This window comes from Geodermatophilus sp. SYSU D00079, from assembly GCF_054050635.1.
On the sequence record NZ_JBJGZS010000025.1, the window covers coordinates 44,892 to 60,917 of the forward strand.

The 16,026-nt window shown below is 74.6% G+C and carries 13 protein-coding genes; 7 read left to right on the top strand and 6 right to left on the bottom strand.

Annotation, left to right across the window (positions count from 1 at the left end; translation table 11 throughout):
• Positions 1-69 precede the first annotated feature (69 nt).
• Both ACI79E_RS18010 and ACI79E_RS18015 read left to right on the top strand, forming a co-directional pair.
• Positions 70-975: an ABC transporter substrate-binding protein gene (locus tag ACI79E_RS18010; RefSeq protein ID WP_456933933.1), complete on the top strand. Its 906-nt coding sequence runs from the start codon at positions 70-72 to the stop codon at positions 973-975.
• Between the two features lie 72 nt (positions 976-1,047).
• Positions 1,048-1,755, top strand: a complete 708-nt coding sequence (locus ACI79E_RS18015) for a hemerythrin domain-containing protein (RefSeq protein ID WP_456933934.1) — start codon at positions 1,048-1,050, stop codon at positions 1,753-1,755.
• A gap of 96 nt (positions 1,756-1,851) precedes the next feature.
• Here ACI79E_RS18015 and ACI79E_RS18020 read toward each other — a convergent pair whose 3' ends face one another.
• Complete coding sequence (locus tag ACI79E_RS18020; RefSeq protein ID WP_456933935.1) at positions 1,852-2,892, bottom strand: YihY/virulence factor BrkB family protein; 1,041 nt, start codon at positions 2,890-2,892, stop codon at positions 1,852-1,854.
• A 100-nt stretch (positions 2,893-2,992) separates the two neighbouring features.
• Positions 2,993-4,492 carry an MFS transporter gene (locus ACI79E_RS18025; RefSeq protein ID WP_456933936.1) on the bottom strand — a complete coding sequence of 500 codons (1,500 nt, stop codon included), beginning with the start codon at positions 4,490-4,492 and terminating at the stop codon, positions 2,993-2,995.
• Between the two features lie 192 nt (positions 4,493-4,684).
• Between ACI79E_RS18025 and ACI79E_RS18030 the strand changes: the two genes are divergently transcribed.
• Entirely contained in the window at positions 4,685-4,867 is a 183-nt protein-coding gene (locus ACI79E_RS18030) for a hypothetical protein (protein ID WP_456933937.1), read from the top strand.
• Between the two features lie 75 nt (positions 4,868-4,942).
• On the opposite strand, the gene ACI79E_RS18035 is transcribed toward ACI79E_RS18030, so the two are convergent.
• From ACI79E_RS18035 to ACI79E_RS18045, 3 genes are all read right to left on the bottom strand, one after another.
• Positions 4,943-6,736 carry an acyl-CoA dehydrogenase gene (locus ACI79E_RS18035; protein WP_456933938.1) on the bottom strand — a complete coding sequence of 598 codons (1,794 nt, stop codon included), beginning with the start codon at positions 6,734-6,736 and terminating at the stop codon, positions 4,943-4,945.
• A 124-nt stretch (positions 6,737-6,860) separates the two neighbouring features.
• The gene (locus tag ACI79E_RS18040) at positions 6,861-8,639 is read right to left on the bottom strand and encodes an MDR family MFS transporter (RefSeq protein WP_456933939.1); all 1,779 of its coding nucleotides are present in this window, start codon (positions 8,637-8,639) and stop codon (positions 6,861-6,863) included.
• On the bottom strand, positions 8,636-9,145 hold the full coding sequence (locus ACI79E_RS18045) for a MarR family winged helix-turn-helix transcriptional regulator (RefSeq protein ID WP_456933940.1): 510 nt from the start codon (positions 9,143-9,145) through the stop codon (positions 8,636-8,638). The genes ACI79E_RS18040 and ACI79E_RS18045 overlap by 4 nt, the downstream gene beginning before the upstream one ends.
• A gap of 226 nt (positions 9,146-9,371) precedes the next feature.
• On the opposite strand from ACI79E_RS18045, the gene hrpA reads away from it, so the two are divergent.
• Positions 9,372-13,343 carry an ATP-dependent RNA helicase HrpA gene (hrpA, locus tag ACI79E_RS18050; RefSeq protein WP_456933941.1) on the top strand — a complete coding sequence of 1,324 codons (3,972 nt, stop codon included), beginning with the start codon at positions 9,372-9,374 and terminating at the stop codon, positions 13,341-13,343.
• Between the two features lie 18 nt (positions 13,344-13,361).
• Here the strand turns inward: hrpA and ACI79E_RS18055 are convergent, their stop codons facing one another.
• Positions 13,362-13,742, bottom strand: coding sequence for a hypothetical protein (locus ACI79E_RS18055; protein ID WP_456933942.1), 381 nt, complete (start codon positions 13,740-13,742; stop codon positions 13,362-13,364).
• 211 nt (positions 13,743-13,953) lie between these two features.
• Here ACI79E_RS18055 and ACI79E_RS18060 point away from each other — a divergent pair, with 211 nt between their 5' ends.
• The 3 genes from ACI79E_RS18060 to ACI79E_RS18070 all read left to right on the top strand — a co-directional run bounded on the left by ACI79E_RS18060 (position 13,954) and on the right by ACI79E_RS18070 (position 15,942).
• Positions 13,954-14,343 carry an ATP-binding protein gene (locus tag ACI79E_RS18060; protein WP_456933943.1) on the top strand — a complete coding sequence of 130 codons (390 nt, stop codon included), beginning with the start codon at positions 13,954-13,956 and terminating at the stop codon, positions 14,341-14,343.
• A 68-nt stretch (positions 14,344-14,411) separates the two neighbouring features.
• On the top strand, positions 14,412-14,576 hold the full coding sequence (locus ACI79E_RS18065) for a hypothetical protein (protein ID WP_456933944.1): 165 nt from the start codon (positions 14,412-14,414) through the stop codon (positions 14,574-14,576).
• A 97-nt stretch (positions 14,577-14,673) separates the two neighbouring features.
• Positions 14,674-15,942 carry a cytochrome P450 gene (locus ACI79E_RS18070; protein ID WP_456933945.1) on the top strand — a complete coding sequence of 423 codons (1,269 nt, stop codon included), beginning with the start codon at positions 14,674-14,676 and terminating at the stop codon, positions 15,940-15,942.
• Positions 15,943-16,026: the final 84 nt, after the last annotated feature.

The window sequence follows — 16,026 nt, forward strand, 5'->3', positions numbered from 1 at the left end:
CCGGAGGTCCATTGGGTTCGGCGTCGTCCGCCGCTAGCGTGGCCGGCGCGTCAGCGGGAGGAGCCCCCGATGCGGTGTCGCCGAGCGGTCCCCGCCGTGGTGGTCCTGCTGGTCGCGCTGCTGGCCGGCTGCGGGTCGGCACCGGCCACCCCGGCGCCGGCCGCGGAGGAGACGGTCCGCTTCGCCTCCTACGACTTCACCGAGAACCAGATCCTCGCCGAGGTCTACGCCGAGGCGGTCCGCCGTGCCGGGCTGCCGGTGTCCGTGCAGCACGGCACCGGCACCCGCGAGGTGGTGCTGCCGGCGCTGGAGCAGGGCGTGGTGGACGTCGTCGTGGACTACCTGGGCACCGCGCTGGAGTTCGTCGACCCCGGTGGGCCGGCGGTGCCGCGGGAGCCCGAGCACCTGCGGGCGGCGCTGGCCCGCGTCATGGGGCAGCGCGGGGCCACGGTGCTGGCCGCCGCCGACGCCGAGGACCAGAACGGCTTCGTCGTCCCCGCCGCCCTGGCCGAGGAGCACGGCCTCGCCCGGATCTCCGACCTGCTGCCGCTCGCCCCCGGGCTGGTGTTCGGGGGCCCGCCCGAGTGCCCGGAGCGCCGCTACTGCCTGCCCGGGCTGCGCGAGGTCTACGGCCTGCAGTTCGGTCAGGTGCGGCCCATGCCCAGCCGCTCGGCGACGGCGGAGGCGCTGCTGGCCGGGGCGATCGACGTCGGCATGCTGGAGACGACCGACGCGCGGCTGGCCGGCACCTCGCTGGTCCTGCTCGAGGACGACCGCGGCCTGCAGCCGCACGAGAACGTCGTCCCGATCGTGCGCACCGCGGTGGTCGACCGGGTGGGGACGGACCTGACGGCGGCGCTGGACTCGGTGAGTGCTCGGCTGGACCGCGCCGACCTGGTGCGGCTGAACCGGCTGGTCGTGCTGGACGGGAAGACCCCCGCCGAGGCCGCCGCGCTGTGGTGGGGCGGCCGCTGAGCGTGCATCGAACCGCTCCGGCGCGGGCAGGTAGAGGGGGCACCGATCCCGCACGACACCCGAGGAGCTGCTGTGGCCCGATCGATCGCCGACCAGACGGTGGACGAGCTCGGGGGGCCGGGCAGCGTCCTGGCCCGCCAGCGCCGAGACCACATCGACCTCGACCGGCTGCTGCAGCAGCTGGACGGCACCACCGGCCGCCAGCAGGAGGAGGTGCTGACCCGCATCGACCGGCTGGTGTTCAGCCACGCCTTCGCCGAGGAGAGCGTGCTGTGGCCGGTGGTCCGCCGGGTCCTGCCCGACGGGGAGGCGCTCACCCTGCGCATCGAGGAGGAGCACCAGGAGGTCAACGAGCTGGTGACCCAGCTGGAGACGATGGGGCACGACGACCCCCGCCGTGCCCCGACGGTCGCCCGTCTCGTGGAGGTGCTGCGGGAGGACGTCCGTGACGAGGAGGACGTCCTGCTGCCCCGCCTCCAGGAGAAGCTCGACCCCCACGAGCTGCGGCGGCTGGGCCGGCAGTGGGAGCTGGTCCGGCGGATCTCGCCGACCCGGGCGCACCCCACGGTCTCCCGCCGGCCCCCGGGCAACGCACTGTCGGCGCTGCCGCTGTCGGTGCTCGACCGCAGCCGGGACGCCGTCGACGCCGTCGTCCGCCGGGTGCCCGAGCGGTTCGCGCCGGCCGGGGAGGCGGTCAGCCGCGGGCTGGCCGGGCTCGCCGGTCTGGTGGAGCGGGTGCCGCTGGCCCGTCGCGGGGACCGGCCGCCGACGTCCCGCTGACGACGCGACGAGGGCCCCTCCCGCACCGGGAGGGGCCCTCGTCGTCCGGCCCCTGCGGGTCGGCCGCCAGCGTGCCGGCGGTGGGCAGGGGTCCTGCTAGTTGGTCTGGCGGGGCTTGGGCTCGGCGCGGGCGTCGAGCTGGATCTCCTTGTGGGCCTCCGGCACGCCCTCCTTGAGCTCCTTGGTCCGCTCCATCTCGGCGTCGAGCTCGATGCCGAACAGCAGCGCGACGTTGATCAGCCAGAACCAGATGAGGAAGACCACGACACCGGCCAGCGTCCCGTAGGTCTTGTTGTAGCTGCCGAAGTTGGCCACGTAGAAGGCGAAGGCCGCCGAGGCGACGATCGCCACGAGGATGGCCACGCCGGCCCCGGGGCTGACCCACTTGAAGCCGCGCAGCTTGGCGTTCGGCGTCGAGTAGTAGAGGACGGCGATCATCAGCGCCAGGACGACGAGCATCACCGGCCACTTGACGACGTTCCACACGGTCAGCACGGTGTCGCCCAGCCCGATGGCCGAGCCGATGGCCTCCACGACCGGGCCGCTGAGCACCAGCATCGCCACGATCACCGCGGCGAACAGGATGCCGATCAGGGTGACCAGCAGCTGCAGCGGCTTGAGCTTCCAGATCTTGCGGCCCTCGGGCGTCTCGTACACGACGTTGGCCGCCCGGGTGAAGGCGCCGACGTAGCCCGACGCCGACCAGACGGCGCCGGCGATACCGATGATGAGCGCGAAGCCGGCGGTGCCGGTGTTGCCGGCGATCTGCTGGATGACCGGGTTCAGCGTGCTGGCGGCCTGCTGCGGCACGACCGCGGTCAGCGCGGTGGTGAGCTGCTGCGGGTTGGTCAGCAGGCCCACGATGGACAGCAGGGCGATCAGCGCGGGGAACAGCGCCAGGACGCCGTAGTAGGTGAGCGCGGCGGCCCAGTCGGTGAGGTTGTCCTCGCTGAACTCCTTGAGCGTGCGCTTGAGCGTGCCCCCGGTCGTGGGCTTCGGGTCCGCCCCGCGGGGGGCGTTGTCGAAGCGGGTGTCGTTCACCTTGGGGTCGTCGGGTGCGGGGTCACCGGCGACGTTGCCGGAGAACCGGGTGTCCTTCGCGGCGGTCTCGCCGCGGGAGCCGGTGGAGCGGGCCATTCGTTCGTCCTCCGGTCGGGTGGGAACTCGTCGGTGCCCCGGTTCCCCGGACGGTCCCGTTCCATGCCCGTCGGTGGCGTGTCGCGACCGCTCCGTGACCTCAGCGCAGGCCGCTCACGGGCGTCCACTCGCCGGCTGCCGCCGTCCTCCGCTCGACGTCGGCCAGCGGGTCCGGGCCGCCGCCGCGACGCCGCCCCCTCAGGCCGGCGACGGTCAGCAGCACCACCGCCGCGGCACCACCGGCGCCGACGAGGGCCACCGCGGTGAACGACCCGGCCGAGGGGAAGCCGGTGGCCGGGTCCAGGCCCGCGGCCAGCACGGCGACGGTCACCGTGCTCCCCACGGCCTGGCCGACCGAGCGGGCGATCGAGTTCACCGCGTTGGCCACCCCGGTCTCCTCCGGCCGGACCGCCGACACCACCAGCGCGGGCAGCGCGGCGTACGCCACGGTCGCCCAGAGCTGGGTCAGCAGGCCGGCCACGACCACCTGCCACGCGGCGTCCCGGAGCAGCGCCAGCAGCAGGAACCCGGCCAGACCGGAGGCCGCCCCGGTCAGCAGGGTGGGCAGCGCGCCGACCCGGGCGACCACCCGTCCCGCGACCGGCGCCAGCAGCACGCCGGCCAGGCCCCCCGGCAGCAGGTAGACCACGGCCGCCTCGACCACGGAGGCACCGAAGCCGTAGCCGGCGACCTCCGGCGGCGTCTGCACGAACTGCAGGACGGCGAGGAAGGAGGCGAACAGGCCGATGCCGGTCATGACCCCGGCGAGGTTGGGCACCAGCGTGCGCGGGTCGGCCAGCATCGCGGGGCGGACGAGCGGGTCCTCCCGCCGCCGCTGCAGCAGCACCCACGCGGTGAGGACGACGACGGCGCCGGCCGCGCAGCCCAGGGTCGCGGGGGAGTCCCAGCCCCACGTGTTGCCCTGCGAGACCGGCAGCAGGAGGAGGACAAGGCCCCCGGCCAGCACGACCGCCCCCCACCAGTCGACCCGTCCGGAGCCGGTCGGCGGGCGCCGGGGGAGGACGAGCACGACGAGGGCCAGCGAGGCCGCGGAGGCGGCCAGGCCGATCCAGAACGGCCGGTGGTAGTCCCCGCCGTCCTCGGTGAGCAGCGCCGCGGCGACCAGGCCGACGACGCCGCCGACGGCCAGGGTGCTGCTGACGACGGACATGCCCACGCTCAGGCGGGCGGGGGGCAGCTCACGGCGCAGCACGCTGATCGACAGCGGGAAGAGCCCGTAGGAGGCGCCCTGCAGCACGCGGGCGGCGATGAGCACCGGCAGCGAGGAGGTCAGCAGGGCCAGCAGCGTGCCCGCCGTCATCGCGACCAGGATGCCGATCATCACCGGTCGCTCGCCCAGGGTGTCGCCGAGGCGGCCCAGGACGGGCGTGGAGACCGCGGCCGCGAGCAGGTTGGCGGTCAGCACCCAGCCGGCGGCCGCCGGCGAGACGCCCAGCTGGTCGCCGATGGCGTCCAGGACGGGCACGACGAGGCTCTGCAGCAGCGACAGGGCGGTCGTGCCGAGGGCCAGCGCGCCCACCAGGAGCCCGGCCCCCGCGCCCCGCCCGCGGTGCGGCGCGGCTGCGGCGTCGGCGGGCACGCGGCGATGAGACCACGGCCCGGGGTGGCTCGCGCGGCCTCCCCCGATCGGGTGGGGTCCGTGCCGGAGTGTCAGCAAGACCTCACGGTGTGACGATTGAGATGGCGGTCGACGGGCAATGACAGGCACCGACGACGTGCCGCGTTGCTCCGCCCGGCGGCGGAGCCGAGAGAACAGCAGGGGGATGTACTGATGGTGTTGTGGCCGGCCGTGACCCTGATCGGGTTCGTGGTCCTGACCGCACTGGTGATCGTCATGGGCACCTCGTCCACGGCGCGGTACGAGCGGGAGAAGCGCGCCGCGGGCGCGGCCGTCACCCGCCCGGCCACCCGCTCCACGGCGGCCGAGCCGGTGGGTGTGGCCCAGGCCGCCTGATCGGCGACCTATGCTCCGACCCGCGCGCCCCGCACTCCGCTCCGGAGTCGCGGGGCGCGGGCACGTCCGGCCCTCCTAGAGCCAGGCCTCCGGGGTGTCGAGGACGGTGCGGTCCAGCGACTCCAGCAGGTCCAGCTGGACGGCGACCTTCGGCAGCTCGTGGCGGTGGAAGTACCGGGCCGCGGCGCGCTTGCCCTGGTGGAAGTCGCTGGTCGCCGTGCCGGTGGCCAGCGCCTGCTCCAGCCACAGCCAGGCCACGACGACGTGGCCGGCGGCCTCCAGGTAGGCGGTCGCGTTGGCCAGCGTGACGGCCGGGTCCCCCGCGCCCCACAGGGTCGCGGTGACCGTGCCGATGCGGGACACCGCGGCGTCGAGGTCGTCGGCGAACGACGCCCACTCGGTGCCGGCGGCCCGCGCCGTCGTCCGCCCTATGGTCCCGGCCAGCAGCGCGAGTCCGGCGCCGCCCTGCATGACGACCTTGCGGCCGAGCAGGTCCAGCCCCTGGATGCCGTTGGTGCCCTCGTGGATCGGGTTGAGCCGGTTGTCCCGGTAGAACTGCTCCACCGGGTAGTCGCGGGTGTAGCCGTACCCACCGTGCACCTGGATCGCGAGGTCGTCGGCGACCGGCCCCCACTGCGAGGGCCAGGCCTTCGCGATCGGCGTGAGGACCTCCAGCAGCAGGTGCGCCCGCTCGCGCTCCTCCGCCGACTCCGCGGTCTGCTCCTCGTCGACCAGCCGGGCGCAGTAGAGCCCCAGCGCCAGCCCGCCCTCGGCGTAGGACTTCGCCGCCAGCAGCATCCGCCGGACGTCGGTGTGCTCGACGATCCGCACCGGCGGCTGCGTCGCGTCCCGGTTGGTCGGCGGCCGACCCTGGGTGCGGGTGCGCGCGTACTCCAGCGCGTGCAGGTAGCCGGTGTAGCCGAGCGCGGTCGCGCCCATGCCGACGCCGATCCGCGCCTCGTTCATCATCGTGAACATGTAGGTGAGGCCGCGGTGCTCCTCGCCCACGAGGTACCCGACCGCGCCGGCCCGCCCGCCGGGGGTGTGCACGCCCTCCCCGAAGTTGAGCAGCGTGTTCGTCGTCCCCCGGTAGCCCATCTTGTGGTTGAGCCCGGCCAGGACGACGTCGTTGCGCTCGCCCAGCGAGCCGTCGGGCGCCACCAGGTACTTGGGGACGACGAACAGCGAGATGCCCTTCACGCCGGGCGGGCCGCCGGGCACCTTGGCCAGCACCAGGTGGACGATGTTCTCGCTCAGCTCGTGGTCGCCGGCGGAGATCCACATCTTGTTGCCGGTGAGCCGGTAGGTGCCGTCGTCCTGCCGCTCGGCGCGGGTGGTGATGTCGGCGAGCGAGGAGCCGGCCTGCGGCTCGGACAGGGCCATCGTCCCGAACCAGCGGCCCTCGACCATGGGGCCGACGTAGGTGTCGACCTGCTCCTGGCTGCCGTGGGCGATGAGCAGCCGGGCGTTGGCCATCGTGAGGAACGGGTAGGCCGAGGTGCCCACGTTGGCCGCCTTGAACCAGGCGAACACCGCCTGCCCGACGGTGTGCGGCAGCTGCATCCCGCCGAAGCGCTCGTCGAACTCGCTCGCCATGAGCCCGGCCTCGGCGAAGACCTCGAGGGCCCGCCCGACCTCGGGGACCATCTCCACCCGGCCGTCGACGAACCGGGGCTCGTGCTCGTCGGCCGTGCGGTTGTGCGGGGCGAAGTGGTCGGTGGCGATCTGCTCGGCCAGCTCCAGGACGGCGTCGAACGTCTCCCGCGAGTGCTCGGCGAACCGCGGCCGCTTGGTCAGGCTCTCGACGTCGAGCCACTCGTGCAGGAGGAAGTCCAGGTCGCGGCGGGACAGGATCAGCGACGAGCGCACGGGGTGCCTCCAGGAGCGCGGAGCGGGGACCGCCGCCACAGTAGGCGCCCCCGGCGCCCCGGGACCGACGCGGCGAGGCCCCTCCCCGCGGGTGCAGGGAGGGGCCTCACCGGGCCGGGGGCGGTCAGCCGCGGTGGCGGCCGCCGGTGGTGCCGGCGTCCCCCGGCCGGCCGGCCGGCGGCGGGGTGGACGTCGGGGCCGCGGCGCCGACCGCCTGGACGGCCTGCCCGAGATCGGCGTCCGCCGCCGGCTCGCCCGCGGTCTGCTCGGCGGCCTGGCGGGCCTGGATGCCCGACTTGTTCGACAGCGCCAGCTGCGGCAGGAACAGGAACACGAAGAACCCGAGGGCCACGACGCAGGCAGCGATCAGGAACACCAGGTCGATGGTGTTCGAGAAGCCGGTCTTGAACGGCAGCGCGAGGAACGACGGCAGCTCCTGGATGAAGGAGGTGTCCGACAGGTCGCCGCCCCCCTGGAGCTGACCGCTCTGCAGGGCCTGCGCCACCCGCGGGTCGGTGGAGGAGGCGAGGGCGTCGTCGATGTCCGTGGGCAGCCGGGTGAACAGCACCGACAGGAACGCGGCGGTGCCGATCGTGCCGCCCATCTGGCGGAAGAAGGTGACCGACGACGTCGCCACGCCCATCTCCCGCGGCGAGACGGCGTTCTGCACGGCCAGGATGACCGGCTGGAAGTTGAACCCGAGGCCCAGGCCCATGAGGACCATGAAGGGCACCAGCGTCCACACCGAGGTGTCGGCGTCCACGACCAGCGACATGGCCACCAGGGCGACGGTCATCAGCGCGATGCCCACCAGCGGGAAGACCTTGTACTTGCCCGTCCTGCTGATCGCGATGCCGGAGCTCATCGCGCCGACCATGATCCCGGCGACCAGGGGGATCATCTGCAGGCCGGCCACCGTCGCGCTGGAGCCGTGCACGATCTGCAGGTACTGCGGGAGCAGCAGGAGCCCGCCGAACATGCCGGCGCCCATCACCACGCTGCCGATGCCGCTGACGGTGAAGCTGCGGTTGCGGAACAGCCGCAGCGGCAGCAGCGCCTCGTCGCCGTAGGCCCGCTCGGCCAGCACGAAGAGCGCGAAGCCGACGGCGCCGATGGCGTAGCACAGCAGCGACCGGCCCGAGTCCCAGCCCCAGATCCGGCCCTGCTCGGCCACGATCAGCAGCGGGACGAGGAAGGTGATCAGCGCGAGCGCGCCGGGCCAGTCGATGCGGTGGTCACGGCGCTCGTGCGGCAGGTGCAGGACGCGGTAGACCGCGACGAAGGCCAGCAGGCCCAGCGGCACGTTGATGAAGAAGATCCAGCGCCAGCCGGTGAGGGCCAGCAGCGAGGACTGCCCGGCGAAGAACCCGCCGATGACCGGGCCGAGCACGCTGGAGGTGCCGAAGACGGCCATGAAGTAGCCCTGGTACCGGGAGCGCTCCCGGGGCGGCACGATGTCGCCGATGATCGCCAGGGCCAGCGACATGAGGCCGCCGGCGCCGATGCCCTGCAGCGCCCGGAACGCGGCCAGCTGGTACATCGAGTCGGCGATGCCGCAGAGCACCGAGCCGACGACGAAGACCCCGATGGCGAACAGGTAGAAGGGCCGCCGTCCGTAGATGTCGGAGAGCTTCCCGTACAGCGGGGTGGCGATCGTCGAGGTGATGAGGAAGGCCGTGGTGGCCCACGCCTGCAGGTCGTAGCCCTGCAGGTCGTCGGCGATGGTGCGGATGGCGGTGGAGACGACGGTCTGGTCGAGGGCGGCCAGGAACATCGCGACCATCAGCCCGACCAGGATCGTGACGATCTGCCGGTGGCTGAAGGCGCCGTCCTGGTCCGGGGCGGCGGAGGCCGCGCGGGCGCTCCGGCGCTCGGCTGCCCCGGCTCGGGTGCTGTGGGTCATGACTTCTCTCTCGGGGACGGCGCGGGCGTGGACTCGGCGGGCAGGGACGAGGCGAGGTCGTCCAGCAGGCGGCCGAGGAGCGTGGTGAACGTGGTCAGGTCCGCGGTGGGCCAGTCGGCGGTGACGCGGGCGAGGACGGCCTCGCGTTCGCTGCGCAGGCGCTCCAGCGCCGCCCGCCCGGCGTCGGTGACGACCAGCCGGTTGGCCCGGCCGTCGGTCTCGTCGGCGACCCGCTGCACCAGGCCCTGCTCGATGAGCGTGGCCACGTGCCGGCTGACCGTCGACGGGTCGGCGTGCACGAGGTCGGCGAGCGCGCCCTGACGCAGCGGGCCGAGCCGGACCAGCGGGAACAGGAGCACCAGGGCGGCCCGGTCGCGGCCCTCGCCGACGTGCGCGCTCTTCAGCGCGTGGACCAGGCGCAGGAACCGCGGCAGCTGCTCGCCGAGGGTGCGGACCTCGGCCGCGCGGTCGGGAGGCGCGGCGGGCTCGGTGGACGTGGGGGGCACGGGGACTCCGGGGCCGGACGACGGAACACGTGCACGCTACAACCGGTTGTTAGGAGCAAGCAAACACTTGTGACGCGCATGCAAGTGAGACGGGCCACGCCCCGGCGACCCGGCTCGGTGGGATCCTGGTGGGGATACCCGTCGACCGGCGCACCACCCGCGCCGTCGTCCGTCCGCGCCGGGGCCGTCGTCCCGACCGCGTGCCGCCCCATCCCGAGGAGGACCTGTGGCCACCCCGCCCGACGACCTGCGGACGCGGCTGGCCGGCCTCACCCTCGAGGACGAGCACCGGCTGGGCCGGCGCCTGGAGGGCACCCGCCGCACCCGGGACGCCGGGGCCCGCGCCCGCCAGCGGGCCGCCATCGCCTCCGACGTCACCGCCGCCGAGGAGCGGATCGCCCGCCGACGGGCCGCCGTCCCGGCGGTGACCTACCCGGCCGAGCTGCCCGTCAGCGCCCGCCGCGACGACATCGCCGCCGCCCTGCGCGACCACCAGGTCGTCGTGGTCGCGGGCGAGACCGGGTCGGGGAAGACCACCCAGCTGCCCAAGATCGCCCTCGAGCTGGGCCGGGGCGTCCGCGGGCGGATCGGCCACACCCAGCCCCGGCGGATCGCCGCGCGCACCGTTGCCGAGCGGATCGCCGAGGAGCTGGACCGCCCGCTGGGCGACGTCGTCGGGTGGAAGGTGCGCTTCACCGACCAGGTCGGCGACACGACGCTGGTCAAGGTCATGACCGACGGCGTGCTGCTCGCCGAGATCGGCCGCGACCGCCTGCTGCGCCAGTACGACACGCTGATCATCGACGAGGCGCACGAGCGCAGCCTCAACATCGACTTCCTGCTCGGCTACCTGGCCCGCCTGCTGCCGCAGCGGCCGGACCTCAAGCTGGTCATCACCTCGGCGACGATCGACGTCGAGCGGATCGCCAAGCACTTCAGCGCGGACGGCGCCGAGGTGCCGGTGGTCGAGGTGAGCGGGCGCACCTACCCGGTGGAGGTCCGCTACCGGCCGGTGGTCGACCCCGACGCGCCCGAGGGCGACCCCGCCGCGGACCCCGACCGCGACCAGGTCACCGCGATCGCCGACGCCGTCGACGAGCTGGTGGCCGAGGGGCCCGGCGACGTCCTGGTGTTCCTCGCCGGTGAGCGGGAGATCCGCGACACCGCCGACGTCCTCACCGAGCGCTTCCCGGCCGCGGAGGTCGTGCCCCTCTACTCCCGGCTGTCGGCGGCCGACCAGCACCGGGTGTTCGCGCCGCACACCGGCCGGCGGATCGTGCTGGCCACCAACGTGGCGGAGACCTCGCTGACGGTGCCCGGCATCCGCTACGTCGTCGACACCGGCGTGGCGCGGATCTCCCGGTACAGCTCACGGCTCAAGGTGCAGCGGCTGCCGATCGAGCCGATCAGCCAGGCGTCGGCGCGGCAGCGGTCGGGCCGCTGCGGGCGCACCTCGGAGGGCATCGCCATCCGGCTCTACACGGAGGAGGACTTCGAGAGCCGGCCGGAGTACACCGACCCGGAGATCCTGCGCACCAGCCTCGCCTCGGTGCTGCTGCAGATGGCGGCCATGGAGCTCGGGGACGTCGCCGACTTCCCGTTCATCGACCCGCCGGACCGCCGGGCGGTCGCCGACGGGCTGGCGCTGCTGGAGGAGCTCGGCGCCCTGGACGGGGACGGCGGGCTGACCCCGACCGGCCGGTCGCTGGCCGCCCTGCCGCTGGACCCCCGGATGGCGCGCATGGTGGTCGAGGCCGACCGGCGCGGCGTGCTCGAGGAGGTCCTGGTCATCGCCGCGGGCCTGACCATCCAGGACCCCCGCGAGCGGCCCACCGAGCACCAGCAGGCCGCCGACCAGATGCACGCCCGGTTCGCCGACGAGAACTCCGACTTCCTGGCCCTGCTCAACCTGTGGCGCCACCTCGGCGAGCAGCAGGAGGCGCTGTCGGGCAGCCAGTTCCGGCGCACCATCAAGCGGGAGTTCCTCCACTACCTGCGCATCCGCGAGTGGCAGGACCTCTACGGCCAGTTGCGCAGCACCGCCCGCCGGCTGGGCATGTCCGTCGGCGAGCTCGCGACCGAGCCCGACGAGCGCGGCATCCACACCGCGCTGCTGTCCGGCCTGCTCTCGCACGTCGGCGTCCAGCTCGAGACCGGCCAGAGTGGCCACAACGGCCGGGACGGCGACCGGCGGCGCGGCGGCCGGGAGTACCTCGGCGCCCGCAACGCCCGGTTCGTCATCGCCCCCGGCACCCCGCTGGCGAAGAAGCCGCCGCGGTGGGTGGTCGCCGCCGAGCTGGTCGAGACCAGTCGCCTGTTCGCCCGCACCGTCGCCCGCATCGACCCCGAGGTGGTCGAGCGCCTGGCCGACCACCTGGTCAAGCGGCAGTACTCCGAGCCGCGCTGGGACGCCAAGCGCGGCTCGGTCGTCGCCACCGAGCGGGTCACCCTCTACGGCATCCCGCTGGTCGTCGGCCGGCGGGTGCAGTACGGCTCGATCGACCCGGTGGTCTCCCGCGAGCTGTTCATCCGGCACGCGCTGGTGCAGGGCGAGTGGACGACCCACCACCGGTTCTGGCCGGAGAACCAGAAGGCGATGAAGCGGGTCGCCGAGCTGGAGGAGCGGGCGCGGCGCCGCGACATCCGGGTGGACGACGAGACGCTGTTCGAGCTCTACGACGCCCGCATCCCCGCCGACGTGGTCTCCACGCGGCACTTCGACCGGTGGTGGAAGGCCGCCCGGCGGGAGACCCCCGACCTGCTCACCTTCACCCCGGAGATGCTCACCAACGCCGCGGCGGCCGGGCAGGTGCGGGTCGAGGACTTCCCCGACGAGGTGCCGCTGTCGCAGGGGCTGACCCTGCCGCTGTCGTACGCGTTCGCGCCGGGCACCCCGCAGGACGGCGTCACCGTCGACGTCCCCCTGGCCGTGCTCGACGCCGTGGCCGAGCGGACGTCGGGGGAGTCGCTGGCCTTCACCGTCCCCGGGCTGCGGGAGGAGCTGGTCACCGCGCTGCTGCGCACCCTGCCCAAGCAGTTCCGCCGGGCGCTGGTGCCCATCCCCGACCGCGTCCGGGAGGTGCTGCCGCACATCGCCCCGACCGAACCGCTGCTGCCGGCGCTGGAGCGGGAGCTGCGCCGGTCGGCGGCGATCACGGTGCCGCCCGACGCGTGGGCCCCCGACCAGGTGCCCGACCACCTGCGGGCCACCTTCCGCGTCGTCGACGACCGGCACCGCCCCCTGGCCACCGGCAAGGACCTGCAGGCCCTGCGCCGCGAGGTGGCGCCGCAGAGCCGGGCGAGCCTGGCCGCTGCGGCGTCGGACGTCGAGCGCACCGGGCTGACCTCCTGGTCGTTCGGCACCCTGCCCCGCACCGTCGACGTCCGCCGCGGCGGGCACGTGGTCACCGCCTTCCCCGCGCTGGTCGACGAGGGCGCCACCGTGGGCATCCGGGTGGTGGCCACCGAGGTGGAGGCCACCCGGCTGACCTGGCGCGGCGCGCGCCGGTTGCTGGTGCTGGTGGCCGGCTCCCCGGCGCGGCAGGTGGTGAAGGGGCTGTCCCCGCGGACCCGCCTGGCGCTGCAGTTCAACCCGGACGGCGAGATCCCCGCGCTGGTCGACGACTGCGTGGACGCCGCCGCCGACGAGCTGGTCGCCGCCGCCGGCGGGCCGCCGCGGGACGAGGCCGCCTTCGCCGCCCTGGTGCAGACCGCCCGGGCGCAGCTGCTGCCCCTGACCACCGACACGGTGGGCCGCGTCGAGGCGGTGCTCACCCAGGCGCGCGAGGTCGCGGTGGCGATCGGCGCGGCCCCCGGACGGCGGGTGCCCGAGGCGGCGGTGGCCGACCTGCGCCGGCAGATGGGCGGTCTGCTGCACCGCGGCTTCGTCGCCGCGACCGGCCGCCGGCGGCTGCCCGACGTCGTCCGGTACCTGCGGGCGATGGCGTACCGGCTGGAGAAGCTGCCGGCCAACGCCGCCCGTGACGAGCTGTGGATGGCGCAGGTCGCCGCGGTCACCGCCGAGTACGAGGAGCTGCGGCGGCGGGTGCCGTCCACCGGGGCGCCGGACGACCCGGTCACGCGGGTGCGCTGGATGGTCGAGGAGCTGCGGGTCGGCCTGTTCGCGCAGACCATCGGGACGCCGCGGGCGATCTCCGAGCAGCGGGTCTACAAGGCGATCGACGCGCTCACCGCGTAGGGAGGGCGCCGTCCCTGCTCACGCCTGGGCGCGGACGGCCTCGGCGCGGTCGCGCAGCAGGGCCGAGATGCGCTGGCGGGTGACGCCGAAGAGGGTGGCGATCCGGTTGATGCTGACCTGCTCGGACTGCAGGGCGTGCGCCTGCTCCCGCCGCCAGGCGCCGCCGGCGGTGGCCAGGGACGCCATCACGCTGCTGATCTGCTCCACCACCAGGGGGCGCCGCTCCGCGGTGACGATGTCCAGCCACGCCCGGCCGGAACGCCGCTCGTCGAGCAGTCGTCCGGCGCGCTCCCTGGCGTCGGTGAGCTCGATCAGGCAGGTGTCCAGCACGGTGAGCAGGTCGGCCAGCGCCTCCGCAGCGACGTCCGGTGCCTGCGCTGTGTGCTGCTCGACGTCCACGACGCCTCCCCCTGCCACCGCAGCGGCACTCCATGGACGACAACCGGATTGCACACTACCGGACTGAACCGGTGTTGCGCGCAAGTCCCGTGACACGCAACAGCCCCTGCGGCGCAAGGGTCGTTGCCTCGGGGCGGTCGAGATGGTTTCGTTGCAGGCAACCAGATGACGCGCAACGGACACGGTCTGCTCGCGTCCAGGAGGAGGCCGGATGTCCACGCTCAGCGCCGTCATCGACCTGACCCCCGTGCCGTCCAGCGTGCGGGTGGCCCGCCGTGTCGTGCAGGACCTGCTCCCCGCCTGGGGCGCCCCGCACGACGTGGAGGACGCCGCGCTCCTGACGACCGAGGTGGTGACCAACGTCGTCGACCACGTCGGCGGAGAGGCGTCGTTCGCCCTGGAGGTCACCCTGTCCGACCGGTGGCTGCGCATCGCGGTGGTGGACGGCTCGGCGGTGCAGCCCCTCGTGCGCGAGCTGGACGTCGCCGGCGCCCGCGGACGCGGCATGCGCATGGTGGCCGGCATCGCCGACCGATGGGGCGTCGAGCCCCACGGCGACGGGAAGCGGGTGTGGTTCGAGCTGGTGCCGCCGGGGTCCTGAACCGCGGTGGTTTGCCCTCGACGGCTGGCGGGGAGCCCCAGGGCACCGAACGAGCCAGAGGAGATGCCATGAGCGAGCCGACCGGCCGCACCGAGAGCGCCGGCGAGGGCCTGTCCGACGAGGAGATGGTCCGCACCGTCGCCGAGCAGACCGACAGCGCCTCCGAGCACGCCGACGTGGCGGGCAAGGACTGGGACGGCGACCCGTCCGCGGCGCCGGACCCCACCAGCTGAGCGCGGGGCGGGGGTGGGTTCCCCCGCCGGGTCCCGGGTGTGGCGGACACGTCCGTCCACCGCACCCGGGCCGGCCCGGACCGTCGCCCGCTGGGCCGTGCGGCACGGGATGCCGGCGGCCTACCTGACCCGCGCCGTCCGGCGCGGCGACCTCGTCGCGCGGCTGCTGCGCGACCCCGCCCTGCGGGCCGAGCCGTACGAGCTGTACGAGCAGCTGCGCGCCCGCGGCCCGTGGGTGCCGAGCGCCCTCGGGCCGGTCACCACCTCGCACGCCGCGGCGTCGGCGCTGCTGCGCTCCGACCGTTTCGGCGTCGGGTTCGACTGGTCCGCCGCACCCCGCCCGGTGCGCTGGGCCCTCGCCTTCGGCGACGACCCGGCCGCCACCGGCGTCGCCGAGCCGCCCTCGATGCTCGTGGTGGACCCGCCCGACCACACCCGCTACCGCCGGCTGGTGAGCCGCTCGTTCACCCCGCGCGCGACGGCGGACGCCGAACCGCTGGTCCGGCGGATCGCCGCGGACCTCCTCGACCGGCTGGAGGGCCCGGCCGCGCGCGGCGAGACCGTCGACCTGGTCGCCGCCTACGCCGCCCCGCTGCCCGTGCTGGTCATCGCCGACCTGCTCGGGGTGCCCACCGACCGGCAGGAGGACTTCCTGCACTGGGGTGCGGCCGCGGCGGCCACGCTCGACCCCGGCCTGCCCTTCCGCCGCTTCGTCGCCGCCGACCGCGCCCTGCGGGACCTGCACGCGTTCCTGGCCGGTCACTTCACCAGGCTGCGCCGCGAGCCCGGCGAGGACCTCGTCAGCCGGCTCGTCGCGGCCGCGGACGACGGCGCGCTCACCGACCGCGAGCTGCACGCCACCGTGATGCTGCTGCTGGGGGCGGGCTTCGAGACGACGGTGAACCTGCTGGGCAACGCCGTCGTCCTGCTCGACGCCCACCGCGACCAGTGGGACGCCCTGCGCGCCGACCCGTCGGGCTGGCCCGACGCGGTGGAGGAGGTGCTCCGCCACGACAGCCCCGTGCAGATCACCGGCCGGATGGTCCGCGAGGACACCACCCTCGCCGGCACCGACCTGCGCGCCGGCACCCGCGTCGTCGTCCTGCTGGGGGCCGCCAACCGCGACCCGGAGGTGTTCGCCGACCCCGGCCGCTTCGACGTGACCCGGTCCGACGCGCGCGAGCACCTGGCCTTCTCCGCGGGCATCCACTACTGCGTCGGCGCGGGCCTCGCCCGCCTGGAGGGCGCCGTGGCGCTGCAGGCCCTCACCGAGCGCTTCCCCCACCTGCGCGTGGCCGGGCGGCCGGTCCGCCGGGACCTGCAGACCCTCCGGGGCTTCGAGCACCTGCCGGTGACCCTGGCCTGACCGCGGGTCCCCGCGCCCGGGCCCTCCGGTGGTTCCGCAGGACGGGAGGGGGTTGGCGAAGAACGGCCTGGCCAGAGATAGTGA